Genomic DNA, 16,097 nt, shown 5'->3' with positions numbered 1-16,097 from the left:
GGCCGCACTGGACCTGACGAACTGAGAGGGCAACGACCGCTACCGTCAGGATCGCCCGGCCGCGGCGGCCCGGTAATGTTCGCGGATCTGCTTGGCCGGCACCTTGCGATCGAGGGCAAGTGCATAGGTCACGACAAAATTCTCGTCGAGACCCGCCTCGATCAGATCGCGCAGATGCCGCTGCGGGCGCTCCCGATCACTGCCGCGGACCGCGCTTCCGGCGAGTTCGAAGTCATAGGACAACAGTCGCACGAATTGGCGACGCAGCGGGTCACACAACGGCGGCATCGTCCGTCCGGTGGACGGGTTGTACGCCCTCGCCGCGGTCGCCCACCCTCGAAAATCGACGCAGCCGGCTCTCTCGAGCACGATCAGGGTCTGGTGAACGGCCATCGGAACAGCGCGTTCGAGCCAGCGGTCATCAGGCCACACCAGAACTACCGGGCCACTACCCCACTCCCAATCCGTGAGCCGGCGCACCCTGCGACGCGCAGTCCCTTGCGAGAGCGCACGAAGCAGCGGCATATCGTCGAGGGACTCTCGACGCTGAGGCGTGACGAGCACGCGCCTATTCATATTCGCCACACTATGGCGAAGCCACTCTGCCATCCGCATGATCGATTCGGGGTCGTGCAATGCGTGGGCAGGCATCCACACGCCCCGGTGGCGGACGTCAGTGATCACACAATGAAGGGTGTCATGTCGACATGTCTGAAATAGCCCGATATTCAGAACCAGAGCGTGAACAGAATTTACACAATTCCCCTGGTACCGGGATTACCGCGAAATACCCGACTTATCGATATCAAGTCGGCGACAAGCACGCTCAGATATCCGCCATCAAATACAGGGCCTGAAGAATGCGAACTTGACCGGTAGACAGTTCTGAAACAGTTTCGGTACGCCGATCTTCGGCAGTCCCACCTTCACGAGCTTCGGGGATGACACCGCCTGCGCGGCGTCGGCAACCGTCGACAGTGCGCTCACACTTGACTTGGCGGAGCTGGTTCCGCTGCTCCCGCCCACCGAACCCAAGGCCTTGCTCACGTAGTACACAGCGTCGGCGGCGTCACTGATCCCGCCGACGATGCTGGTCGGGATATCGATGGCCGAGTTGACGACACTGAACACGTCCTTGGTGGCTCCGATCCCGGACGGTATCCGGCCACTCTGCTGCGCTACCTGCGCGGCATCACTCCATTGCTGCGTGGTCACGCTCGCAACGGCCGGAGCCTGCGCCTTACCGAGCGCCGCGGACAGCGCGCTACGGCACTCGCCGGTACCCGCGTCGCGCACCTCGCTCCTTTTACACGTCGACGAAACACAGTTGCCGTTGAATTCCGACTGCCCGGTCACACAATCCGCCGAACTGGGAGCAGCGGTGATCACCCCGACTGCCGTCAACGGTGTAAAGGCGGCCAGCGCAGCCGCCACATAGCGGCCCGACGAGTTGGCCATGGTTCACTCCTAACCCAACGAATTCGGCGAACGAATATCCGAGAAGCTGTGCGCGAATCGCCAGTCCGCGCAGCGGACTGGCGACGAAGTGACCGCGCTCAGCGCGGCGGCGGCGGGCACGGATTGACCGGCGATCCGCACGGCGGAGGGGGTGGCGGAGCTGCGTTCGAGACTCCCGCTCCGATACCCAGTGCCGCCGTGCTCAACCCCGCGATCAGCACGGCAGAACCAAAGACGTGACGTACATTGCGCTTTACAGTCAAGATCTCACCCTTTCGTCAAATCATCTGGACGACAACCAAACTAGCGACACGAGTTTGGCGCATGCCATGGTGCGCTGTGATTTCCATGTGTGTTCAGCGCTCGCTCGACCTGCCCTCCCCGGCAGATCGACAGCCGAACGGTGTGGTGTACGCGCAGAAATCGGCGTACACCACACCAGCCGAACTAGCGCCAGCCGGGGCCGCCAGGTCCCGGCGGCGGCGGGTTGGGAGCCGGCGGACAGGGCAGCAGAGGCACGCAGCGCACGGGCGCGGGCGGGCCACCTGGTCCCGGCGGAGGCGGCGGAGCGGCACTGGCCACTCCAGTCCCGAACCCCAGTCCGGCCAGCACCAGGCCGCCACAGACTGCTACGGCACCGCGCAGACGACTTCTTCGATCGCGCATTGCATTTCCTTTCAGGTAGTTGTGCAAAACTCGACACCATCTGCACAGCAGCGACTTTCGTATCATTTCGTCACATCAGCACCACGACAGCATCACGAAATGCGCACTATGCCTTGCCTGTGTGCGAGCTGGCCGCGGGTTCGGAAGTAGCTAGCACACAGCATGTTTCGGGACACATCAGATTCTTAGCCCGGGGCGGGCGGCCACCCACACTGACCCCATAGCGTTTCCCACGTCCACACCAAATCGACAACAAGGAGCACTCCATGAGCAGCGCAAAGACACGTGCTCGGCGGATTGCCGCCACCGCAGGGATATTCGGGGTTGTGACGATGGGCGCGGTCGGCTTCGGATCCGCCACCGCCTCGGCGTTCCCCGGACCGCCCGGGCCACCCGGACCGGGACCCGGCCCCGGGCTGTGCATCCCGCTACTGCCGTGCGCTGGTCCACCGCCGCCTCCGATGCTGGGCGGACCTGGTCCCGCGCCGGGGCTGTTCGGTTTACCCATTCCCTTCCTGTGACCGAGTGAGGCGGGTTTGGTGCCATCCGGGCTGCACCAAACCCGCCTTCGGGAGACCCTCAGCTGGAAGCGGATTCCGCCTTCTGCTGCTGCGGTGACAGGTCATTGCGGAGCGGCAGGGTGACGGTGAACGTCGTGGCGGACGGAACGCTGTCGACGGCTATCGATCCGCCGTGAGCAGACACGACCGCCGAGACGATGGCCAGCCCCAAACCCGTGCTGCCGCCGCGCCGTGAACGCGAGCTGTCGCCTCGAACGAATCGGCCGAAGATCTCTGACTGCTGTTCTGCCGGAATCCCCGGTCCGTCGTCGATGACCTTGATGGTCACGGCATCGGATCCCTGGGCCAGCACGGTGGTGATCGTCGTGCCAGCGGGGGTGTGCACGCGGGCGTTGGACAGGAGGTTGGCGAGCACTTGATGCAACCGGCCTACATCGCCCGTCACGACGACCGGTTCTTCCGGCAGTTCCAGATCCCACTGGTGGCCCGGTCCCGCGGCGTGGGCATCACTGACCGCATCGATGGCCAGGGCGGAGAGGTCGACAGGTTCATGCTCGAGCGGCCGGCCGGCATCCAGCCGGGCCAGTAGCAGCAGATCCTCCACCAGCCTCGACATTCGCTTGGCTTCCGAGTCGATTCGGCTCATCGCGTGCGCCAATCGATCCGGTGACGGATCATGCTGACGTTGAACAAGTTCGGTGTAGCCCCGAATTGCCGCCAAGGGCGTGCGTAGCTCGTGGCTGGCGTCCGCGACGAACTGCCGCACCCGGGTCTCACTGGCATGCCGGGCGGTCATCGCCTCACCGATCCGGTGCAGCATTCGATCGAAGGCTGCGCTCAGCCTGCCGACCTCGGTATATCGCGAGCCTGCCGTGCCCGCGTTCGGCGCCTTCGGCAGTGTCACCTCGCCACGATCCAGTTCGGAGTCCGCGATCCGCTGCGCCGTCGTCGCCACCGCCGACAGTGGTGCCAGCTGACGTCGCAAGATCAGCACCCCGGCAGCAATCGCGGCCGTCAGCGTGACCACACCGATCACGGTCAGCATGCCGACCACCGCGAAGAGCGTGTCGTCCACCGGCCGTGTCGGCAGCCCGGTCATGATCGCCTCACCGCCGAGGCCTGGAGTGGTGATGAGGCGATATCGACCCAATCCGTCGATGACCTGCGACTCGGGGCCTGCTGTGATCATCCCGGCGAGTTCTTCGCGCGCGGTCGGAGTCACCTCTCGCAGGCTCCCGCGGTCGGTGATCACCGCAGCATCGAGCAACCGTCCGTTGTGGTAGACGGCGCCCAGCGTGCCGCTGGCCTGTCCCGGAGCATTGAGGAAGAACGGGCCGGGCCCCGATGGCCGATGTTCGTCCGGCATCATCGGTGGTGGCCCCAGGGAATACAACATCGAGGATCGCCAGCCCGCTTCGACCACCTGATCGTCCAGCTGGTCCATCAGGAAGCGGTCCAGTGCCAGCAGCACGCCGGCGCCGATCGCCGAGCAGGCCAATGCCAGCACCACTGTTTGTGCCGCCAGCAAACGTACTCGGAGTGACCAGCTGCTCGGGTGCGCCACGCGCCAGAACAGGCCATGGTCGAGGTCGGCCATTTTTGTGTGAGACGCGGAACTCATGACTTTCTCACCCGCAGATCGTCACTCGCCCAGCTAGCACAAAACTGTGCCGGACTTAGGTCTCAGCATTGAATTCTCTGTCGGACGTCAATTCCTAACTTCCTCATAGGTTTCCAAAGGCGTTCGCAGATTTGCGCGCCCGACACTCACGCCATGATGCCACGCCTTTTCGACAGCACTCCGACCTCGTTCGGGCCGCAGGCGCGGGAACGTCCGTTGGGCGTCGGCAGGTCTCCGATGACCGTGCTCGTCGTCGACGATGACCGCGTGGCCGCGGAGATCGTGTCGATCATGCTGAGTTGGGAGGGTGCCGACGTCATCACCGCGCACGACGCGGCCGAAGCACTGTCCCTGGCACGCAGGCACCGCTTCGACGTGGCGATTCTGGACCCGCGCCTGCCCGATACCGATGCGTTGTCACTGCTGCGCACGCTGCGTCACGACCAACCGGCGCTGCTGGTACTGATGTTGCTGCCGGCGGGATCGACCAATGAGCGCCTCGCCCGGTTCGCCGCCGGATACGAGTACCTGGCCAAACCGTTCTCGGTGGAGGAGCTTTCGCTGAGGTTGCGGATCTTGTTGTCGCGCGCGGCTTCAGGAGTGAACGGCGGCCTGCCGGACATCGTCGTCGGCGACCTCGTGCTCAACGAGGAAGGTCGCGAGGTGACGCGTGCCGGGCGTGCTCTCGCTCTGACGTACACCGAGTTCGAGCTGTTGCGCTACTTCATGCGCAATCCGCACCGCCTGCTGACCAAGCAGCAGATACTGGCCAGGGTGTGGCCGTACGGATACTCGGGCCGCCCCAACATCGTCGAACTCTATGTATCCAGTCTGCGTAAGAAGATTAATCAGGATGCGGCACCGATGATCCATACGCTGCGGCTCAGCGGTTACATCCTCAAACCCGCCCTCGGCGAGGCCACATGACGAACTTCGTCCGACAAGCAGATCGAGACCGGGAACGCCCGAGGTACTGCTACCGAGTCGCCGGTTTGAGGATGTATCCGACGCCGCGCAGCGTGTGGATCATCGGCGGGTGGCCGGAATCGATCTTCTTCCGCAGATAGGAGATGTACAACTCCACCACGCCCACGCGCCCACCGAAGTCGTGATCCCAGACCCGGTCGAGAATCTCGCTCTTGCTGACGACCCGGCGGGCGTTGTGCATGAGGATACGGAGTACCTCGAACTCCCTTGACGTCAAGCTTATCGGTTGCCCAGCACGGGTGACCTCGAAACTGTCCTCGTCGAGAATCAGGTCTCCCACGACGATTCTTGCGCTGCCCTCGACGACCGCCGCACCAACGCGCCGGACCAGAGACCGGAGGCGAAGAATCAGCTCTTCCAGACTGAACGGCTTCGTGACGTAGTCATCACTTCCCGCGCTCAAACCGGCCAGTCGTTCCTCGACGGAATCGCGTGCCGTGAGCAGGAGCACGGGCAGAGCCGGTTGCTGGCCGCGAAGATGCCGCAGGACGTCCAAACCGTCCATATCGGGCAGCATCCCGTCCAGAACCACGACATCGGGCGGATTCCGGCGTGCCTCGACGAGAGCTGAAGTCCCGTCGGCCGCCGTCGACACCTGCCAACCCTCATAGCGCAGCGCCATGGCGATCACCTCCGTCAGCGCCAGCTCGTCGTCGACCACCAGCGCCCGCAGAGGTGATCCGTCGGGGCTGCACATGGCCACCTGTTTGCCCCCGGTCACCCACCCCGACAACGTGTTCCCGCCTTCTGGTGCACTCACCGGGCCATTGTCGTCGATCGAGATGAGCGCCACCTGTGCTTGACATAGCGCGCGGCTAGGAATGACACCGGGACCCAGATCACTTTTCTGACAGAGCAATTCGTTGGGCCGAGCACGCCGGAGCGGATTCGGGCACGCACCCCACACGACTGCGGCGCACGGATCATTCGATCCGTGCGCCGCAGTCGGTCGACGTCAGTGCGCGGGTGCCGACAGGTCGTACAGCGTGATGCCGTCCACCGTCTTCGCGGTGTAGTGCTGTTTGACCCAATCCGAGATCTTGTCGGACTCCGACTTCGATCCGGATCCACCACCGAAGGACGGCATTCCCGGCCGTTCCGACAAGTAGTAGTAATGCACGAGCCCATCGCGGACGTAACCCTGGAACTGCTCCAAGGTCGGCGCCGGATCCCCGCCACCGAATCCGCCGATCGGCATCACCGGATGGCCGGTGGCCAGTTGGTAATCCGAGGCGTCCAAAGACCCGGTGGTCGCGGCGACCCATCTGTAATCGCCGGCATTGGCCATCAACAGCCACGACACGTCTGCGGAGACCTTGCCCCCGCCAGGGCCCCACGAAGGAGAACCCGACTTGTCACCGGGAGCACCGGGACCGCCCCCTGGGAAGCCTGGCATCCCACCGTTCTTCGACGACGGACCCGCGGTGATCACGGGACCGCTGTGCGCGGTGGTCAGGGTCTGGATGCTGTACGCCACCGGTCCGGCCATGGCAGCGACCACGGCCAGCCCGGCCGCCCACACCTTGAGGTCACGGGCGGCGACGGTCAGGCCGGGCCGGATCAGCGAAACGACCAGCATGATGACCGCCACTGCGCCGGCGGCCACGACGACCCACCGCAACCACGGCAGGAAATCGGAGGCTCTGCCCAGCAGCACCCAGGCCCATGCCGCAGTCAGCGCGACCGACAACGCCAAAACTGCGGTCACCCAACGCTTCTCGCGGTTACGCCACAGGTGCGTCACGCCGATGCCCACCAACGCGGCCACGGCCGGCGACAGGGCGACGGTGTAGTAGTCGTGAAAGATCCCCGACATGAAGCTGAACGTCAGGGCCGTGACGACCAGCCATCCGCCCCAGGCGAGGTAGGAGGCGCGCCTCGGATCGGTCCTGGCCGCTCGCCCACACAACACGAGACCCGCGACCAGCAGTATCAAGGCCGCCGGCAGCAGCCAGGAGATCTGGGTGCCGGATTCCGTGGTGAACAACCGCGTGATGCCGGCCTGCCCGAACATCGGGCCACCGGCACCGCTGGGACCGCCGTGGCCCATACCCGGGGGCATCCCGCCGCCACCACCGGCACCGCCGCCCAGGATCCGACCGAGTCCGTTGTAGCCGAGCGTGAGCTGCAGGAAGCTGTTGTTCGATGATCCGCCGATGTAGGGGCGATCGGACTTCGGCCAGAATTCGACGAGCGCGACCCCCCACCCGGCGGCCGCGATGACGGCCGCCAGCCCGGCGAACAGTTGGACGATTCGCGTCCGCAAGCGGGGCGGAGCGGCGACCAGATAGGCAATCGCCAGGCCCGGCAGGATCAACATGACCTGCAGTTGCTTGGTCAGGAATCCGAAGCCGATCAGTACACCGCACAACACGACCCATCGGGTGCGCCCACTGTCGACGCCGCGCAGCAGCGCCCAGGTGGCAGCCACCATCAGGAATACCAACAGGGCATCCGGATTGTCGTAGCGGAACATCAGCGTGGCCACAGGTGTCAACGCGAGTACCGCGGCGGAGATCAGTCCCGCACCTGGACCGAAAGTCCTTCGCACCGTGGCGTATAGCAATGCCACCGACGCCACACCCAGCAGCACCTGCGGTATCTGAAGGGCCCAGGAGTTCATGCCGAACAGTCGGGTGCTGATCTCCATGACCCATAACGACGCGGGTGGTTTGTCGACCGTGATCGAGTTGCCCGCGTCCGAGGAACCGAACAGGAATGCCTTCCAGCTCTCGGTGCCTGCCTGCACGGCGGCAGCGTAGAAAGAGTTGCCCCAGCCGTTGCGGCTGAGCCCGATGGTCCAGCACACGGCGGTGGCCAGGAGCAGCGCGATGAGGCCGGGCCGGGCCCAACGCGGGTCCGCCGTGTCACCGAGTCGTGCAGCGTCGCCGGTGCAATCGGTCGTGTCTGCTGCAGCAGTCATAGTTTCTCTCCGGTCGCGTAGGGGCTGGAATCAGCGGTTCGGGTGAAAGACCCACGAGCGCAGCACGATGAAGCGCAGCACGGTGGCGACCAGGTTGGCCGTGACGAGCACGCCCAACTCGAGCCAGTGCGGGGTGGGGTGGACCAGCGCATGAACACTGGCCAGCGATCCGCCGGTGATCAGCAGCGCCATCCCGAAGACCAGCAGGCCCTCACCGTGATGACGGGCGCGGCCCTGCTGCCCGCGGATACCGAAGGTGAACCGACGGTTGGCTGCGGTGTTGGCGATCGCCGTCACCAGCAGCGCCACGAAGTTGGCCGTTTGCGATCCCACCGCGGTGTGCAGCCCGCTGAAGATGAGCAGATACGCCAGGGTGCTGATGACGCCGATCGCTCCGAAGGCTGCCAGTTGATAGATCGTTCCACGTGCCGGGGCGACGTGCTCCCGGCCGACGCGCAGGTCCGCAGCCACCTCGTCGACCGGGATGCGACCCAGGGCGAAGCCCTTGCGCATCCGGGCAATCCCCTTGAGGTCGGCGGTGGCGGTGGCGACGATGTCGACCCGGCTGTCGGGGTCGTCCACCCAGTCCACCGGCACCTCGTGGATGCGCAGGCCGGCCCGCTCGGCCAGCACCAGCAATTCGGTGTCGAAGAACCATCCCGTGTCCGCCACCAGGGGCAGCAGCCGGTGCGCCACGTCGGCACGGATCGCCTTGAAGCCGCACTGGGCGTCGGAGAACTTCGCCGACATCGTCGTCTTGAGGATCATGTTGTAGCAGCGCGAGATCACCTCGCGCTTGGGGCCGCGCACCACCCGTGACGTGCGGGCCAGCCTGGTACCGATCGCCAGGTCGGAATGACCGGAGATCAGCGGAGCCACCAGGGGGCCCAGGGCAGCGAGGTCGGTGGACAGGTCGACATCCATGTACGCCAGCACGGGGGCATCCGAATTCGACCAGACCGCGTTCAGCGCACGGCCGCGCCCCTTCTGCTCCAACCGGACCACCCGGACCCCATCGAGTTCCTCGGCGAGCTCAGCGGCGATGCGAGGGGTGTCGTCGATGCTGGCGTTGTCGGCGATGGTGATGCGCACCGGGTAGGGCAGCGTCTCGGCCAGGTAGCGGTGCAGCCGATGCACCGAGCCCGCCAGGGCCGCCTGCTCGTTGTAGACGGGCACCACGACGTCGAGAACCGGGACGCCGCGGCGGGCGGCATCGGCCAGCGCGCTCGACCGCGAAGGCGTGGACACGCCACTTTCGAGGGCCGCGGAATCAATCAGCATCTTGGTCATGACCATGATCATCGGGCCCGGGCATGAGCGGGATATGGGACAACCATGTGCGAAAGCTATGCGATGGTGACGGTGCCCGCCGAGGCCACCGCGACCTCCGCATCAGGCCACTACGCGCCTTCGGTGCGGAGCTGGTGCGCCCCCGGCGTGGGCTGGTACGTGGTCGCATCGGTACGGAACTCGGCGCCGCTGTAGCGCTCGAGCAAGCTGGACACCTTCCGGGTGAGGCGGCGGTCGGCAAGGTCACTGAGATAGGGCACGCGCTCGGCGATCGCATACGGCAGCATCCGCGCCACGACATACAGGAGCGCGGCGGTTGCACGGACACGATCCGCGCGGGTGACGATCACGCCCATCTTGGCAGCCCTGGCGGTGTCGCCGCTGATGTAGGTGCGGATGAAGAACAGCTTGCTGAGGCTGCGCTCGAACGGTTCCCGGATACGGGTGCTCAGCGAGTCCTCCGGCTCGAATCGGGCACCCATGGTGCCGGCCACCAGACGGCCGCAGGTGTCGTCGTCCCACCCGGCCCGCAGCGTCGCGTGGCGGGTCGCCATCACATCCACGATTTCCTGTGGCGTGGTGGGCAACAACTCCTCGGGCAGACCCAGCAGGAAGCATCGGTACCGATAGAACTCCACGCGGGCCCGTTCGTCCGCGGTGAATTCGCGGCGACCCTTACCCACGATCTTCAACGCCAATGCGAACATCGCCGCGTTACCCGCCGGCATCTGATCGGCCTGCGGGATCGGCACACCGTATTCGGCACTGTCCCAACGGCCCTTACGCATGACATTGATCCGGACCATCGAATGCATCAACCGCACCATCGCCGCACTCTTGAAGCTGTACCCGTCGCGCGCGAGAGCGCCGGGCAGAACCGACGAGACGAAGAACGCCGCCGTCTCCTTGACCCGCTTGCCCGACGTTCGTTCACTGAACGCACCCGTCACGGCCATCGGCAGCGCCGCGTACTTGTTGACGAACGTTCCGAGCAGACCGCCGCGGATGACGTAGGGCAACACGTGGGCGGTGGCATTGCGTTCCAGACGCGCACCGCGCTCCACCAGATCCAGGTCGATCCACTCCGGGACACTTTCCATGTCCTCGATGAAATCGACCAATTCCTTTGGGGCACCGTCGACTTGATCTATACCCTTGTCGCAGGCCTCGACCAGCATGTCGACCAGACGCTTGAATCCGTACTCGAACATCAGCCCGGCATATGCATCGCCGACGCGATCCCCGAGCAGCGTGTAGTCCGCGACCACCGATACCAACTCGGCGTTGGCGAGTAGCCGTGGACGCTGATCGGCCAGTTCGTCTCGCATCTGAGCCGGAACGTCCGGATCGGTGGTGAAGCGCAGCGGCATCGTGTCGAAGTCGATCGAACCGTAGATCTCGGGCTGCGCCTCGCGTTGGCCTCGAATCCGAACTGCCCGCTCCTGTGCGGTGAGCATTCCCCGTGGTCCTCTTTCTCGTCGCCGGCAACCGCGCGCCTCCTGATGCCAAGTTGGCACCGAGTGCCAGATTAGCCCGTGGCGGCAGCGAATGCCAGCGTGAGTCGTCACGACCGCATCGCCGGGCCGGTGTCAGCGACCCCGATCTGGGTATGGCGCAGGTGCGAGGGCCGCGAACGCTTCATCGAACAACGCCGAAATCGAATCGCCTCCGCCAGACTGCGCCCAGATCTTTCCGGCAGCCCGATACGCACCAGTGGCCGCGGCGACGATCACCGGCAGATACAGGTCGTTTCCGGAATGGGCGAGTCTGGTGCGAGCCGCGGCGACGAGGCCGGCCTGCCATCGATCGACGCGATCAAGGTAGCGAAAACGCAGAGTCGGCGACTTCTCGATCAGCGCCAGAAACGCCAACGCGCGCGCATGATCTTCGTCGACCCACTCCACGAACGGGGTCAGGCTGTGCCGAAGTGCGGTCCAGACATCCTCGTCGGGCGGCCGGGACAGAAAAACCTCACAGCCGATATCGGACAACACCGGCAGCTGCGAGATCACGATGTCTTCCTTGGTCTTGAAATAGCGAAAGAAGCTGCGCCGGGACAAGCCCGCCGCCGCGCATATCTCGTCGACCGTCGTCTCATCGAAACCCTTGGCGAGGAACAACTGCGTTGCCATCTCGGCGACCTCAGACAGCATCCGGTCCTTCATCCGGCGCTGAAGGGATTCTCCGGCACCGCCTGGGGTGATCATGTTCGCAGTGTAGTGAGCGCGGTACCTGCCGAGACCTCCCGCGATCGATCGGTCAGCGGGTGAGATCCGGGCGGTCGAGAATGAGATCGGCTGCGCGCAGGGCGATCATCATGGTGGGCGCGTTGGTGTTGCCAGAGGTGATGGCCGGGATCACCGACGCATCCGCGACGCGCAGCCCGTCGACTCCGCGCACACGCAGATCGGGACCGACGACCGCGCCGTCGTCAGTTCCCATCCGACACGTGCCGACCGCGTGGTAGATGCTGCTCTCGGCGGTGGCGAGCCAACGCCGCGCGTCGCCGCCGAACGGGTTGAGCGGGGCGCCGGTGATCCCGCGCATGGCTGACTGAGACTCGACGAGGTCACGGGTGAGTTCTGCACCCTCCAACAGCTTTCGCACATCTTCGGCCCGGCCCAACCGGTCGAACTCGATATGGGGTTTGCCGCCCCGGACGCGCACCCTCCCCCGGCCCTCGGGATGCATCACCACCGTGTAGGCCGTGAACGCATCGGAACGCTTCAACTTGGCCCGGCCGCTCACCGGATTGAGCTCATAGCTGGCCGGAGTCACCGCAATCTGGAAATCCTCGGTGAAGAGCTGGGCCTCAAAGGGTGTGGTCGTCAACGGACCCTCACCGCGAGCGCGGAAAGTGCGAACCGCCTTGGCAAGACGCACCGGGCCCATGGTGTTGATCGTCGGCACCTTCGAGGCCCAGCGTTGCGTGACGACGAGATGGTCGTGGAAGTTCTCCCCCACCCCCGGCAGGTCGGCCACGCTGCCGCCCGCGGCGATGCCGGAATTCATCAGAAGCGCGGCAGAGCCGATCGCGCCGGCGCACACCACGACCTCTTGGCGCGCCCGAATGACACGATCGCCGACCTGCACCCCGACCGCGCGCCCGTTCTCGACGATCACCCGTGTCACCGTGGTGCGCGTCAGGACACGTGGGCGCTGTTCACGGGGCAGGCCGCGCAGGAATTCCCGACCCGACGAGCTGCGGTAGCCACGCCGTTGGTTGACCTGACTGCGCGCCACCCCGACCTGGTCCGCGCCGTTCGGATCCGGGTTACGCCGATGACCGGCATCCACCGCTGCCTGAATGAACGCGTCATCGATCTCGTGGTGATGGCCGCACCACGAGACCGCGATGGGACCGCAACCGCCGCGATAGTCGTCGGGACCCTCGACCCAGTTCTCCAGCGCCTTGAAGTATGGGAGCACCTCAGGGTAGGACCAGCCGGTCGCGCCCGCTTGCGCCCAGCTGTCGTAGTCGGCTCGCCGTCCCCGGGCGTAGACCATGGCATTGATGGATCCACTGCCCCCGACGATTCGCCCGCTGGCGAAGGCGCCCGTCTTCCCGTCCCTGCTCGGTTCGGGTGCGGTGGGGTATTTCCAGTTGGCCGTCGCGTAGAGCGTGACAATCCCCAGGGGCAGGGCCACGTCCGGACGTCGATCGGTGCCGCCCGCCTCAAGGAGAATCACACTGGCTCCGGCCGCGCAGAGCCGACTTGCGAGGATGGATCCGGCGGACCCCGCCCCGACCACGACGTAGTCCGCTAGATCGTGCTCGCTCATGCCGAGCTCCCCTCAACGCGTGAATGCCGGGTCAACCCGCTATCCGACCAACAGCGCAATTTAACACATATTCGAAACCTGCCGATCGGTGATCGGCGACTGCGCACACCACCACCGGCACCCCAGACCGAAGTCGCTATTGTCAACGTGCTCCCCACGCGTTGAAGGACAAGCACATTGACCAACGACATCGACTCCATCGTCGCATCCCGCCGGGCCGAGCGGTTACCAGCCGATGCGGCGACCACACTCACCCACCTGTTGGCCGTCCGCGTGAGTTGTCGTGCGTTTCGCCCGGAACCCGTTGCCGAACAGACGATCCGCGAGATTCTGTCCACTGCACAGTTGACGGCATCCTGGTGCAACAGCCAATCCTGGCAGGTGGCGGTCGCCAGCGGCGCAGGAACCGATCGCCTCCGCGCTGCGCTGTACACCGCAGCGTCGAGCGGTCACACCGCAACGCCCGACATCGCGTTTCCTCGCGAGTACCGCGGCGTCCATCGCGACCGCCGGCGTGAGAGTGGGCACCAGCTGTACAACGCCCTGGGTATCGAACGCGGCGATCACCAGCGTCAGACGGAGCAAACGCTGCAGAACTTCACCTTCTTCGGTGCACCGCACGTGGCGATCATCCACACCGATGAAGCACTGGGGCCTTATGGTGCGGTCGACTGCGGCGGCTACGTCAACAACTTCCTGCTGGCTGCGGCCGCACGCGGAGTCGGCAGCATCGCCCAAGCCGCCCTGGCGATGTACCCCGACGCGCTCCGCAAGGAACTCGGCCTCACGCCGGACCGTACCGTCGTCTGTGGCATTTCCTTCGGCTACCCCGACCTCGACCACCCGTCCGACAGCTACCGCACCACGCGCGCCCCGCTCGACGAGGTCGTCGAGTGGGTCAATTCCTGACCGTGACCGCACGGTCGGCAGCGGGTGGCGTTCCGACCACCCGCGGACGTTCCCTCCCGCACAGCGAGTTCGTTGCGCTCTAAACTCGGGAACGTGCACATCCGAGGTGGCCCGCAGGTCGCGGCAGGTCGACGCTCGAAGCGCCAGGGGCATAATGCCGGCGCAGCTTCACAGGTGGCGCGGTGAGTACGCCCTCGCGGCGGTCGCAGCGCGAACGCGTCGAGGAGTCCTCGCGGCGGTTGGCAGAAGCCGCCATCGAGCTGATCGCGGAGAAGGGCTACAGCAATACCACCGCCCAGGAGATCGGGATCCGGGCCGGGTACAGCCGTGCGATGGTGCGGGAGCGGTTCGGGTCGAAAGAGGCGCTGCTCGAAGTGATCCTGCGCGACTACGAGGGCCGCATCGATGTGCCGCGCGAGCCCGACACCTCAGGTCTACAACGCGCGCTGGCCCCGATCCTGGCCTTGCGCGATTTCGCGGCCGAGGATCCGCGTCTGCTGCGCGCGGTGTTGAGTCTGAATTTCGAAGCGCTGCATGACCACGACGTCCTTCGCAGCCGGATTCGGGCCTGGCTCGTACAGCTGGCAGATGGTATCCGCAAGGCGGTCGTCGAGGGTCAGGCCGATGGCTCCATCTCCGATCATCGTGATGCCGACGAGGTCGGTTCAGAGCTGATGGCCACCGGTATCGGCTACGCCTACGCGTGGATTCTGGACTCGCGCACCGTCGACTTCGAAGCGGTGTTGACACGCTGGCACGACCGGGTCGCCGCAAGGTTGTCCGGATCGGCGTGAGGGCAGCCTGCCCCGCCACTCAGGTGGTGGTCGACAATGCTCGCACGGCCTGCACCGCGTCGGTGTCGGCGATGACCGCAAAGCTGCGTTCCATCAGAACCTGAAGCAGCTCTTGGCCTCTGGGATTGAGCGTCTCCCAGGAGATCATGGCGAGCAGCGGCAGAGCGATCTGCGCCACGACGGCGATCTGGAACTGTTGCCACGCCCGGTCGAACGGGTAGTCGACGCCCAACCCGGCGAGAGTATCGACGTATCGGGCGACCAGCTCCCGCTCCCGCCCGTCCCGCTCCTCGGGGGTGAGCCCCTGGCCGACGAGATAGGCCACGTCCCACATTCCGCAGCCGCGGCCGGCGAACTGATAGTCGACGGTGACGTGCGGGCCCGAGTCACTGAAGAAGAGGTTGTCGGCCCGCAGATCGCCGTTGATCAGCGTGGCCGGCTCAGTGAGCGCGCCGAGCAGATCGGGTGCCAGGGTGGAGTACTGCTGAATCAGCTCGGCCAATCCCACTGGGGCACCGGCCCGTCCATGCTCGACGTAGATCGGCCAGCCGGCGGCGGCGCCCACGCCGAACAGGCCCGCCATGCGCGCGTCGTCGATCGGCAGGAAGGCTGGATTCTTGGTGGCTGCGGGTTTCATACGCCAGCCCCAGGCGTGGAAATACGCGAGCTCGTCCAGTACCGCCTGGGCGCGGTCGATGCTCAACCCCGCGAGGTGGTCGGCATTCTCCAGCCCCGCAAGGTCTTCCATGACGATGACGAAGTCGGTGCTGTCGTTCTCGATTGCGGCGAAGTAGTTACGCGGCGCGCTGATCGGGGCCACGGGTGCCACCTCGCTGTAGAAGGCGACCTCACGGTCGTAGAGGTGAATCGACTTGGCCAGTTCGAGATAGGCGGGGTAGTCGGTCGGCCATTTGATGATGACCGTGGCCGGGCCGGCACCGTCGACGTCCAGATGGGCTCGGTACAGGAAGGATGCGAAGCCGACTCCTTCGGCGATTCGCTCCACGCGAAGGCCTCTGATGCGTGATCCCGGCGCGATGGCCTGTGCCGAGGCAAGGACGTCGGTCAGCCAATCGGCGGTCAGCTCATCGGCCGAGCGAGGGAAACGCGAGATTATTGAAGTCATGTTAGAAAAGTAGTTGTTA

Annotated in this window: 14 protein-coding genes; 4 read left to right on the top strand and 10 right to left on the bottom strand. The window is 65.4% G+C overall.

All coding sequences use genetic code 11. The annotated features are described in order from the left end of the window. Window positions 1–45 precede the first annotated feature (45 nt). Both QN239_RS06945 and QN239_RS06940 read right to left on the bottom strand, forming a co-directional pair. Complete coding sequence (locus QN239_RS06945; protein ID WP_499008953.1) at window positions 46–576, bottom strand: hypothetical protein; 531 nt, start codon at window positions 574–576, stop codon at window positions 46–48. A 264-nt stretch (window positions 577–840) separates the two neighbouring features. Continuing rightward, window positions 841–1,458: a hypothetical protein gene (locus QN239_RS06940; RefSeq protein ID WP_499008951.1), complete on the bottom strand. Its 618-nt coding sequence runs from the start codon at window positions 1,456–1,458 to the stop codon at window positions 841–843. Window positions 1,459–2,390: 932 nt separating this feature from the next. Here QN239_RS06940 and QN239_RS06935 point away from each other — a divergent pair. Next, window positions 2,391–2,645 (top strand): hypothetical protein, encoded by a 255-nt coding sequence (locus tag QN239_RS06935; RefSeq protein ID WP_499008949.1) that lies wholly within the window; start codon window positions 2,391–2,393, stop codon window positions 2,643–2,645. A gap of 58 nt (window positions 2,646–2,703) precedes the next feature. Here QN239_RS06935 and QN239_RS06930 read toward each other — a convergent pair whose 3' ends face one another. Further along, a complete protein-coding gene (locus tag QN239_RS06930; protein ID WP_499008948.1) occupies window positions 2,704–4,266 on the bottom strand; it encodes a sensor histidine kinase in 1,563 nt (520 codons plus the stop codon). A gap of 237 nt (window positions 4,267–4,503) precedes the next feature. Between QN239_RS06930 and QN239_RS06925 the strand changes: the two genes are divergently transcribed. Continuing rightward, on the top strand, window positions 4,504–5,193 hold the full coding sequence (locus QN239_RS06925) for a response regulator transcription factor (RefSeq protein WP_499016626.1): 690 nt from the start codon (window positions 4,504–4,506) through the stop codon (window positions 5,191–5,193). Between the two features lie 49 nt (window positions 5,194–5,242). On the opposite strand, the gene QN239_RS06920 is transcribed toward QN239_RS06925, so the two are convergent. From QN239_RS06920 to QN239_RS06895, 6 genes are all read right to left on the bottom strand, one after another. Then, entirely contained in the window at window positions 5,243–5,950 is a 708-nt protein-coding gene (locus QN239_RS06920) for a response regulator transcription factor (protein WP_090355069.1), read from the bottom strand. A gap of 258 nt (window positions 5,951–6,208) precedes the next feature. Then, the gene (locus QN239_RS06915; protein ID WP_499008946.1) at window positions 6,209–8,176 is read right to left on the bottom strand and encodes a glycosyltransferase family 39 protein; all 1,968 of its coding nucleotides are present in this window, start codon (window positions 8,174–8,176) and stop codon (window positions 6,209–6,211) included. A 30-nt stretch (window positions 8,177–8,206) separates the two neighbouring features. Beyond that, entirely contained in the window at window positions 8,207–9,466 is a 1,260-nt protein-coding gene (locus QN239_RS06910) for a bifunctional glycosyltransferase family 2/GtrA family protein (RefSeq protein WP_499008943.1), read from the bottom strand. A gap of 110 nt (window positions 9,467–9,576) precedes the next feature. After that, window positions 9,577–10,923, bottom strand: coding sequence for an oxygenase MpaB family protein (locus tag QN239_RS06905; RefSeq protein WP_499008941.1), 1,347 nt, complete (start codon window positions 10,921–10,923; stop codon window positions 9,577–9,579). A gap of 132 nt (window positions 10,924–11,055) precedes the next feature. Then, window positions 11,056–11,673 (bottom strand): TetR family transcriptional regulator, encoded by a 618-nt coding sequence (locus QN239_RS06900; protein ID WP_499008939.1) that lies wholly within the window; start codon window positions 11,671–11,673, stop codon window positions 11,056–11,058. Window positions 11,674–11,725: 52 nt separating this feature from the next. Further along, window positions 11,726–13,249, bottom strand: coding sequence for a GMC family oxidoreductase (locus QN239_RS06895; RefSeq protein WP_499008937.1), 1,524 nt, complete (start codon window positions 13,247–13,249; stop codon window positions 11,726–11,728). Between the two features lie 177 nt (window positions 13,250–13,426). Between QN239_RS06895 and QN239_RS06890 the strand changes: the two genes are divergently transcribed. Both QN239_RS06890 and QN239_RS06885 read left to right on the top strand, forming a co-directional pair. Continuing rightward, on the top strand, window positions 13,427–14,158 hold the full coding sequence (locus QN239_RS06890; RefSeq protein ID WP_499008936.1) for a nitroreductase: 732 nt from the start codon (window positions 13,427–13,429) through the stop codon (window positions 14,156–14,158). A 182-nt stretch (window positions 14,159–14,340) separates the two neighbouring features. Next, window positions 14,341–14,952 (top strand): TetR/AcrR family transcriptional regulator, encoded by a 612-nt coding sequence (locus tag QN239_RS06885; protein ID WP_499008934.1) that lies wholly within the window; start codon window positions 14,341–14,343, stop codon window positions 14,950–14,952. A gap of 19 nt (window positions 14,953–14,971) precedes the next feature. Here the strand turns inward: QN239_RS06885 and QN239_RS06880 are convergent, their stop codons facing one another. After that, window positions 14,972–16,078 carry a phosphotransferase gene (locus QN239_RS06880; RefSeq protein ID WP_499008932.1) on the bottom strand — a complete coding sequence of 369 codons (1,107 nt, stop codon included), beginning with the start codon at window positions 16,076–16,078 and terminating at the stop codon, window positions 14,972–14,974. Window positions 16,079–16,097 lie beyond the last annotated feature (19 nt).

The sequence above is a fragment of the Mycolicibacterium sp. Y3 genome (assembly GCF_051188035.1).
In the GTDB taxonomy this organism is placed as follows: Bacteria; Actinomycetota; Actinomycetes; order Mycobacteriales; family Mycobacteriaceae; genus Mycobacterium; species Mycobacterium fluoranthenivorans.
This window is presented reverse-complemented; position numbering and strand designations above follow the sequence as displayed.